The sequence below is a fragment of the Terrimonas ginsenosidimutans genome, from assembly GCF_022012415.1.
Lineage (GTDB): Bacteria > Bacteroidota > Bacteroidia > Chitinophagales > Chitinophagaceae > Terrimonas_A > Terrimonas_A ginsenosidimutans.
Map to the genome: position 1 here is coordinate 43,936 of NZ_JAKLTR010000029.1, position 6,323 is coordinate 50,258.

At 45.1% G+C, this 6,323-nt stretch carries 5 protein-coding genes; 1 reads left to right on the plus strand and 4 read right to left on the minus strand.

What is annotated here, in order from left to right; translation table 11 throughout:
* Positions 1 to 31 precede the first annotated feature (31 nt).
* The 3 genes from LZZ85_RS27065 to LZZ85_RS27075 form a co-directional block, all read right to left on the minus strand.
* Positions 32 to 988 carry a hypothetical protein gene (locus LZZ85_RS27065; RefSeq protein ID WP_237877020.1) on the minus strand — a complete coding sequence of 319 codons (957 nt, stop codon included), beginning with the start codon at positions 986 to 988 and terminating at the stop codon, positions 32 to 34.
* Between the two features lie 127 nt (positions 989 to 1,115).
* Positions 1,116 to 1,568, minus strand: a complete 453-nt coding sequence (locus LZZ85_RS27070; RefSeq protein WP_237877022.1) for a GNAT family N-acetyltransferase — start codon at positions 1,566 to 1,568, stop codon at positions 1,116 to 1,118.
* Between the two features lie 134 nt (positions 1,569 to 1,702).
* The gene (locus tag LZZ85_RS27075) at positions 1,703 to 3,052 is read right to left on the minus strand and encodes a M20/M25/M40 family metallo-hydrolase (RefSeq protein ID WP_237877024.1); all 1,350 of its coding nucleotides are present in this window, start codon (positions 3,050 to 3,052) and stop codon (positions 1,703 to 1,705) included.
* Between the two features lie 131 nt (positions 3,053 to 3,183).
* Here LZZ85_RS27075 and LZZ85_RS27080 point away from each other — a divergent pair, with 131 nt between their 5' ends.
* Positions 3,184 to 4,629, plus strand: coding sequence for an ATP-binding cassette domain-containing protein (locus tag LZZ85_RS27080; protein WP_237877026.1), 1,446 nt, complete (start codon positions 3,184 to 3,186; stop codon positions 4,627 to 4,629).
* A gap of 263 nt (positions 4,630 to 4,892) precedes the next feature.
* Here the strand turns inward: LZZ85_RS27080 and LZZ85_RS27085 are convergent, their stop codons facing one another.
* On the minus strand, positions 4,893 to 6,155 hold the full coding sequence (locus LZZ85_RS27085; RefSeq protein WP_237877028.1) for a replication-associated recombination protein A: 1,263 nt from the start codon (positions 6,153 to 6,155) through the stop codon (positions 4,893 to 4,895).
* Positions 6,156 to 6,323 lie beyond the last annotated feature (168 nt).

Sequence of the window (6,323 nt, forward strand, 5' to 3'; positions counted from 1 at the left end):
GGTACGGATTGATGACAATTTCTTTGTATTCTTAGTAGAATACCGGGCAACGCAGTTGGCGTCTCGCCGGATCAGGAGTTCCTCCAAAACGTATCCCGAAGCGGAATACAGTTGAAAAGAATGCATCTTTCTGGTTTGGATTACCTCTCTGAAGATTCTGCGGATCGATCAATGTGCTGCCATTACCATAAGTTCCACGATAGTATAGTTGTTTTGCAACCGAAGCTTGTGAAGCTGTAAGGTATTTATCAAAATAAATAGGGTCAATATAGCTATCGCTGCTTACATCGTCGATGTAGTCAGTGAACAATTTCCGGTGAAGTAGTTCAAAGCCGATGTATGCTTTATCGCTCAGATAATATTTAGCACCAACTCCCATCGGGATCTCTCTTTGAACCAGTTTGTAAGGCTTACTGTCAGGGTATTCTTCCATTCCCTGTCCTTCCAGGCGAAGTGGTTGCAGCTCTACCCATTTTCCATTCAATTGTGTTTTTGGATTGTACTTCATGACACCGACACCAATTACACCATAAGGGCGCAGCTTGCCTTGCAGGCCATCCCATTGTTCAAAAAGAACCGTCGGATAAACCTCTGCAGCGATATACCCTTCAAGCACAGAAGTTCTAAAGCTCAGGTTTCTTTTCAACCTGTCTACTTCAGCTCCTCCTTTATCTGGTGCTTTTGCATCATCGCCTTCAAGAACGCCATGGTTCAATGATAAACGAAGTCCAAATAACTCAGACGGGTAAATACTTACGTATAAGCTTTTTGCAAGTTTGGTAAGAGGGAAGTCGACATCCTTTACAAATCTTCCGCCCTTTCCGGCAGAACCGCCAAGGTCGCCAAGGAAAAACATCGGACCAACGCCGAAAGCAAATTCACCATTGCCAATGGTTCCGCCAACTGATTGTGCGTTAGCGTGATTAGGTAGTACGCTGCCGGATACGGCCAACAGCGCAATGAATGCGTGTAGAATTTTGTTTCTCATAGATTCGAATTTCTTAGTACTCTATTGGATTTATCAAGGGCCAAAATAGATAAAGAAACAAGTATCTATGAAATGTTTTTGCGAGTTTTTTTTATTGTGATTATATAAAAGTTTTTCTACTTAGTGTTTATACGCTTGCACGGATCATTTCTATGTGTTCAATACCATCTTCATCATACACAGCACTGCTCTGCTCAAAGCCTAATGATTCATAAAATTTTTTAAGATATAATTGAGCACCAATCCTGATAGTAGATCTACCATATACCCGAAAGAGTTCTTTAATGCTTTCTTCCATTAAAATTCTTCCCAATCCTTCCCCTCTTGCTGATGGGGATGTGACAACGCGGCCAATTGATGGGGCATCCGGATACGATATTCCCTCTGGTACGATACGGGTATAAGCAACCAGCTTATCATCTTTTCTACCTAAGAGATGATAACAATAATGATCCTTGTCGTCCATATCCTGAAATACACAATTCTGTTCTACTACGAATACTTCGGTTCGCAGGCGCAGCAATTCATAAAGTTCATGCAGGCTCAGTTCTTCGAATTTTTTTAAGGTCCAGCTGATCATCGTCTATATGTATAATATTATAAGTCTCCTGAAAGCGGATGTAAAGAAAGGTAATTGGTTTCATGTAGCGAATAGTTACCGGTGTTTAATAATGTAGATTTTAACACCGGTAACTATTACCGTATACGGGCATACTATCTTCCCGGAGTTGGAACAACAGCAAGGCTTTCATTTCCGTCATCGCCAACAGATTGAATGCCGAAAAAGTAGTTATCCTTTGAATAAGGGAGTTCCGCAGTTGTTCCAGTCGTAAAGATCTTTTTCTGCCAGACAGCGCTTGTTGTCTCTCTTATTAAAATATAATACCCTTTTACTTTCCCCGATTTTGGTGCTTTCCAGCTGAGGTTAGTATAATTAGTAAGCTTCCTCGTTTCGACTCTTGCTTCCTGCGGCATAGCCGGTGCTTTGGCAAGATTTGCCAGATTGCTCAGGTTCATCGCTGTGTTCTTGCGGAGATATTCAAAATCCATAAACTCGGGAAGGTCTCCATATTGTATCCCGTTCTCCACACGCACATCCTGGTGCTGATGGTAGTAGTTCTCATTCATTTCAGTGATCCTTACCGCAGCATAACCGCGATTGACATATGGTGTATGATCACCGCCACGAAGAAAGCGATCGTTTCGATAGATCATTACTACCTGAAGGTTGTCTACATACCGTTCGCCTATCTCTTTTACGTAACGTGCAAGCTGTCTTGCTTTCCCATCATTTTCCAATCCAAGGTTCCTGATATTGGAGATCACACGGCCGGTATCCTGTGTGGAGAATGCTTCACTGAATACCCGCACCTGCGTGTTGTTGATGATATTTGTTTCACTGCTGTTATTACTTCCCATGATATCATTATTCAAAACAGCTTCAATATTCCAGTTGCCTTTTTTTGCCTTTTCCGCCATATAGTTTGCGCCAAGCAATCCCTGTTCTTCACCACTTACGGCGATAAAAATGATCGTTGCGGGAAAGGATTGAGTGCTCATGATACGTGCGCATTCCAGTACAGCTGCTACGCCGCTTGCGTCGTCATTGGCGCCTGGCGCATCACCTGTGCGGTCCATCACGCTGGTACGCATATTATCCAGGTGGCCGCTGATCAGGAAGATGCGGTTATCCTGCGGATCAGTTCCTTTCAATGTGGCAACTACGTTTCCCAGAACGAGGGGCTGATCTACGCGGCGGCCGTCCGGGGCAAGTGTCGTAGTATCAATGATCGCAGTAAGCCTTCCATTTGATTGTTTTGCAAACTGATTGAATTTTGAAAGCACCCAGGTCCGCGAAGCACCGATCCCTCTTTTCGGATCTGTTTGTGTGCTGAGTGTATTCCTTGTACCGAAAGCTACCATCTGCCGGATATAGGAAGACAGAGAATCCTTCGAAACCTGGGCTACCATCTTTTCGATCTGTGGATCACGCTGAATGATGGTTTGTGCGTTGCTTCCGATAGCGGAGCTGATAAAAACAGAGGCGATAATAATTTTTCTCATAACAGTCATTGAGTTTTAAAATTAGGATATTCGCAGTATTGTTAAATAAGATCTGATCTGCCTGATTAGATGTTTAAATACGGCGGGAACTTGTAGTATAACCCGGGTTCCTGTGGAAACCAGCCTGAAGCATGAAAAACGAGACACTGATACTTGAAGTAAATGACCTGTCTGTTCTGAAATCGTCTGTACCTGTAGTTAAAAATGTTTCTTTCGGATTGAGAGCAGGGGAAAATCTTGCGATCACCGGAGCTGCCGGTAGTGGCAAAACCACACTTGCCCTCGCTTTGGCAGGCCGCATATTTTTCAGCGGTAAGATCCGTTATGCGGAAGATAAGCTTGAACGCATCGTTTGGGTGGAGCAACAACACCATTTTAAGAACCGCTCTAATGTCAGCAATTTCTATTATCAGCAACGTTTTAATTCGATGGACGCAGAAGATGCGGCAACGGTTGATGAATATCTTGGTAATGAAGACGTATCCTCCAACCCGCTGCTAAAGCCATTCCGTATTGATGAATTACTGGAGAAACCTTTGATCCAGTTGTCAAACGGAGAGAATAAGAAAGTGCAGATCGTTCGTGCATTACTGGCGTCTCCGAAAGTTTTGATCCTCGATCAGCCTTTTGTTGGCCTGGATGTGGATACCCGGGCTTTCCTGCATGAACGGATCAATGAGCTCGCGGCTACAGGCATTACTATCATTCTGGTAACACAGCCGGATGAAGTGCCGGCGTGCATCACAACGGTCGTTACATTGAAAAAAGATGAGCCGGCTATCGTACAGGACCGAAAGACTTTTGCAGACTCGCTGATGCCTTCAAAAGACAAGCATAAACAACCTGTGATCAATGAGGCCCTGCTGTCACAATTGATAGTTGGAGCAGCGGTAAAATCTTTCAGCGATATTATACGGATGGAAAAAGTGCACGTGCGTTATGGCGATAAAGTGATCCTGGACAATATCAATTGGGTAGTAAAGCCGGGAGAATGCTGGCTGCTTTCAGGTGCAAATGGTGCGGGAAAATCCACCTTGCTTAGCCTGATCACGGCAGATAACCCGCAGGCATATGCCAATGAGATCTATTTGTTCGATCGCAAACGAGGGTCTGGTGAAACTATATGGGATATCAAGAAGAATATAGGCTTTCTTTCTCCGGAGCTGATGTTGTTCTTTGAAAACAGCAGTAACGTCTTCGATGCCGTTGCATCAGGATTATTTGATACGATCGGTTTATTCAGACAGGTGTCTGATCAGCAAATGCTGCAGGTCTACGGCTGGCTGGAGTTGCTGGGAGTAAAAAGTATTGCGCGCAAGCGATTGAATGAGCTTTCGCAGGGTGAGCAACGCAAAGTGCTCCTGGCCCGCGCGCTGATCAAAAATCCGCCATTATTGATACTGGATGAACCCTGCCAGGGATTGGACGACGAAACCGAAGCAGAACTGAACAGTCTCATCGATATTATCTGCAGGAAAAGTGGAAAAACTTTAGTGTATGTAACGCATTACGCGAACAGAAGACCAGCCTGTATCACGCAGTATATTCGTTTGGACAAAGGGAGGGTGGTCTTATAAGTCTGAAAGGTTTGTCAGCGTCATCGGTCGAAAAACATAGTGTACCAATACTCTACAGTTTCCGTGGTAAAACGGGTGGTAAGTGTACCAATACTGTACAAACCTGCTGCCGTGCACCTACAAGCAAATCGTCCTCTCTGCGTCCTCTCTACGTTGTCTCTTCCCTTTATTTATACTGGCCTTATGCGCAGCAAGGTATATAGCTATATGGCGGATGGCACATTGCGCCGGTTGTGTTTGCGGTCTTCCCGAACTCCTGATCCTCAATACCCATACTTATCCTTCCACAGCGATCTTAAAAATTTTCGGAGTTCCTCCTCTCTTGCATTTTTTCCGGGGTCGTAAAATTTTGTTCCGGCCAGTTCTTTGGGCAAATATTCCTGGGCAGAAAAGCTGTTCTCGTAGCTATGTGAGTATTCGTAGTTTTTTCCATAGCCCAGATTTTTCATGAGTTTGGTAGGAGCATTACGGATATGTAGAGGTACAGGCAGATCTCCCAAACGCTGAACCGCAGCCTGGGCCATGCCGATCGCTTCATAGGATGCATTGCTTTTGGGAGATGAAGCGAGGTATACGGCACACTGGGACAGAATGATCCGAGATTCCGGATTGCCGATCTTGTTCACGGCATCAAATGTTGTATTGGCCATGACCAGTGCTGTTGGATTGGCATTGCCTATATCTTCACTGGCAAGGATCACCAGCCGGCGCGCAATGAATTTGACATCTTCTCCTCCTTCAAGCATTCTTGCGAGCCAGTACACTGCGGCATTGGGATCGCTGCCGCGGATCGATTTGATGAATGCCGAGATGATATCATAATGCTGCTCTCCACCTTTATCATAAAGGGCGATCTTTTTTTGTGCGATCTCCATTACTTTCTGATCGGTGATGATCACCTTCCCGTTTTCAGGTGTAATCGAGTCTGTTACAAGTTCAAAAAGATTAAGAAGCTTTCGGGCATCACCGCCGGATATATTAAGTAAGGCGGTGGTTTCTTTCAGTTCGATGCTTTTTTTGCTGAGCAGTTCATCTTTCTGGATGGCTGTTTCCAGCAATTGTATCAGGTCTTTTTCTTCCAGTGATCTTAATACATATACCTGGCTCCGGCTTAGGAGGGCACTGTTTACTTCAAAAGAGGGGTTTTCGGTAGTGGCACCGATGAGCGTCACAACGCCCTTCTCTACAGCGCCAAGCAGCGCATCCTGCTGTCCTTTATTGAAGCGATGGATCTCATCAATAAAGAGGATCGCATTGCTTTTGGTTTGTGCCTCTGCAATCACTTCCCGTACTTCTTTAACTCCCGAACTGATGGCGCTTAATGTATAGAAAGGGGCGAATAATGTGTTGGCGATAATATTGGCAATCGTGGTTTTTCCCGTTCCCGGAGGTCCCCAAAGGATCATGGATGGGATCTTGCCGTTCTCGATGGCCTTGCGAAGAATGCTTCCTTTGCCGGTGAGGTGTTGTTGTCCGGCAAGATCATCGAGCGTACGGGGTCTTATTCTTTCTGCTAATGGAGTCATTGTTTGCGGAGGGGGTGTATCCCAATAATTTTAGCAAATTTCGGGGTTTTTAGGGAATAATAAGGCGGTTGCCGGGCGGGCAATGCGCTTTTTTGACGGGAGGTCGAAAGACTCTGTGTACTTTTTTTGCCGGACGGGCAAGGGGTTTTTTTTCGACGGGAGCGTCGA

What these genes read in the sequence shown, in the direction of transcription:
- LZZ85_RS27065 (WP_237877020.1), bottom strand. Translation starts at nt 988, where the DNA reads ATGAGAAACAAAATTCTACACGCATTCATTGCGCTGTTGGCCGTATCC.
- LZZ85_RS27070 (WP_237877022.1), bottom strand. Translation starts at nt 1,568, where the DNA reads ATGATCAGCTGGACCTTAAAAAAATTCGAAGAACTGAGCCTGCATGAA.
- LZZ85_RS27075 (WP_237877024.1), bottom strand. Translation starts at nt 3,052, where the DNA reads ATGAGAAAAATTATTATCGCCTCTGTTTTTATCAGCTCCGCTATCGGA.
- LZZ85_RS27080 (WP_237877026.1), top strand. Translation starts at nt 3,184, where the DNA reads ATGAAAAACGAGACACTGATACTTGAAGTAAATGACCTGTCTGTTCTG.
- LZZ85_RS27085 (WP_237877028.1), bottom strand. Translation starts at nt 6,155, where the DNA reads ATGACTCCATTAGCAGAAAGAATAAGACCCCGTACGCTCGATGATCTT.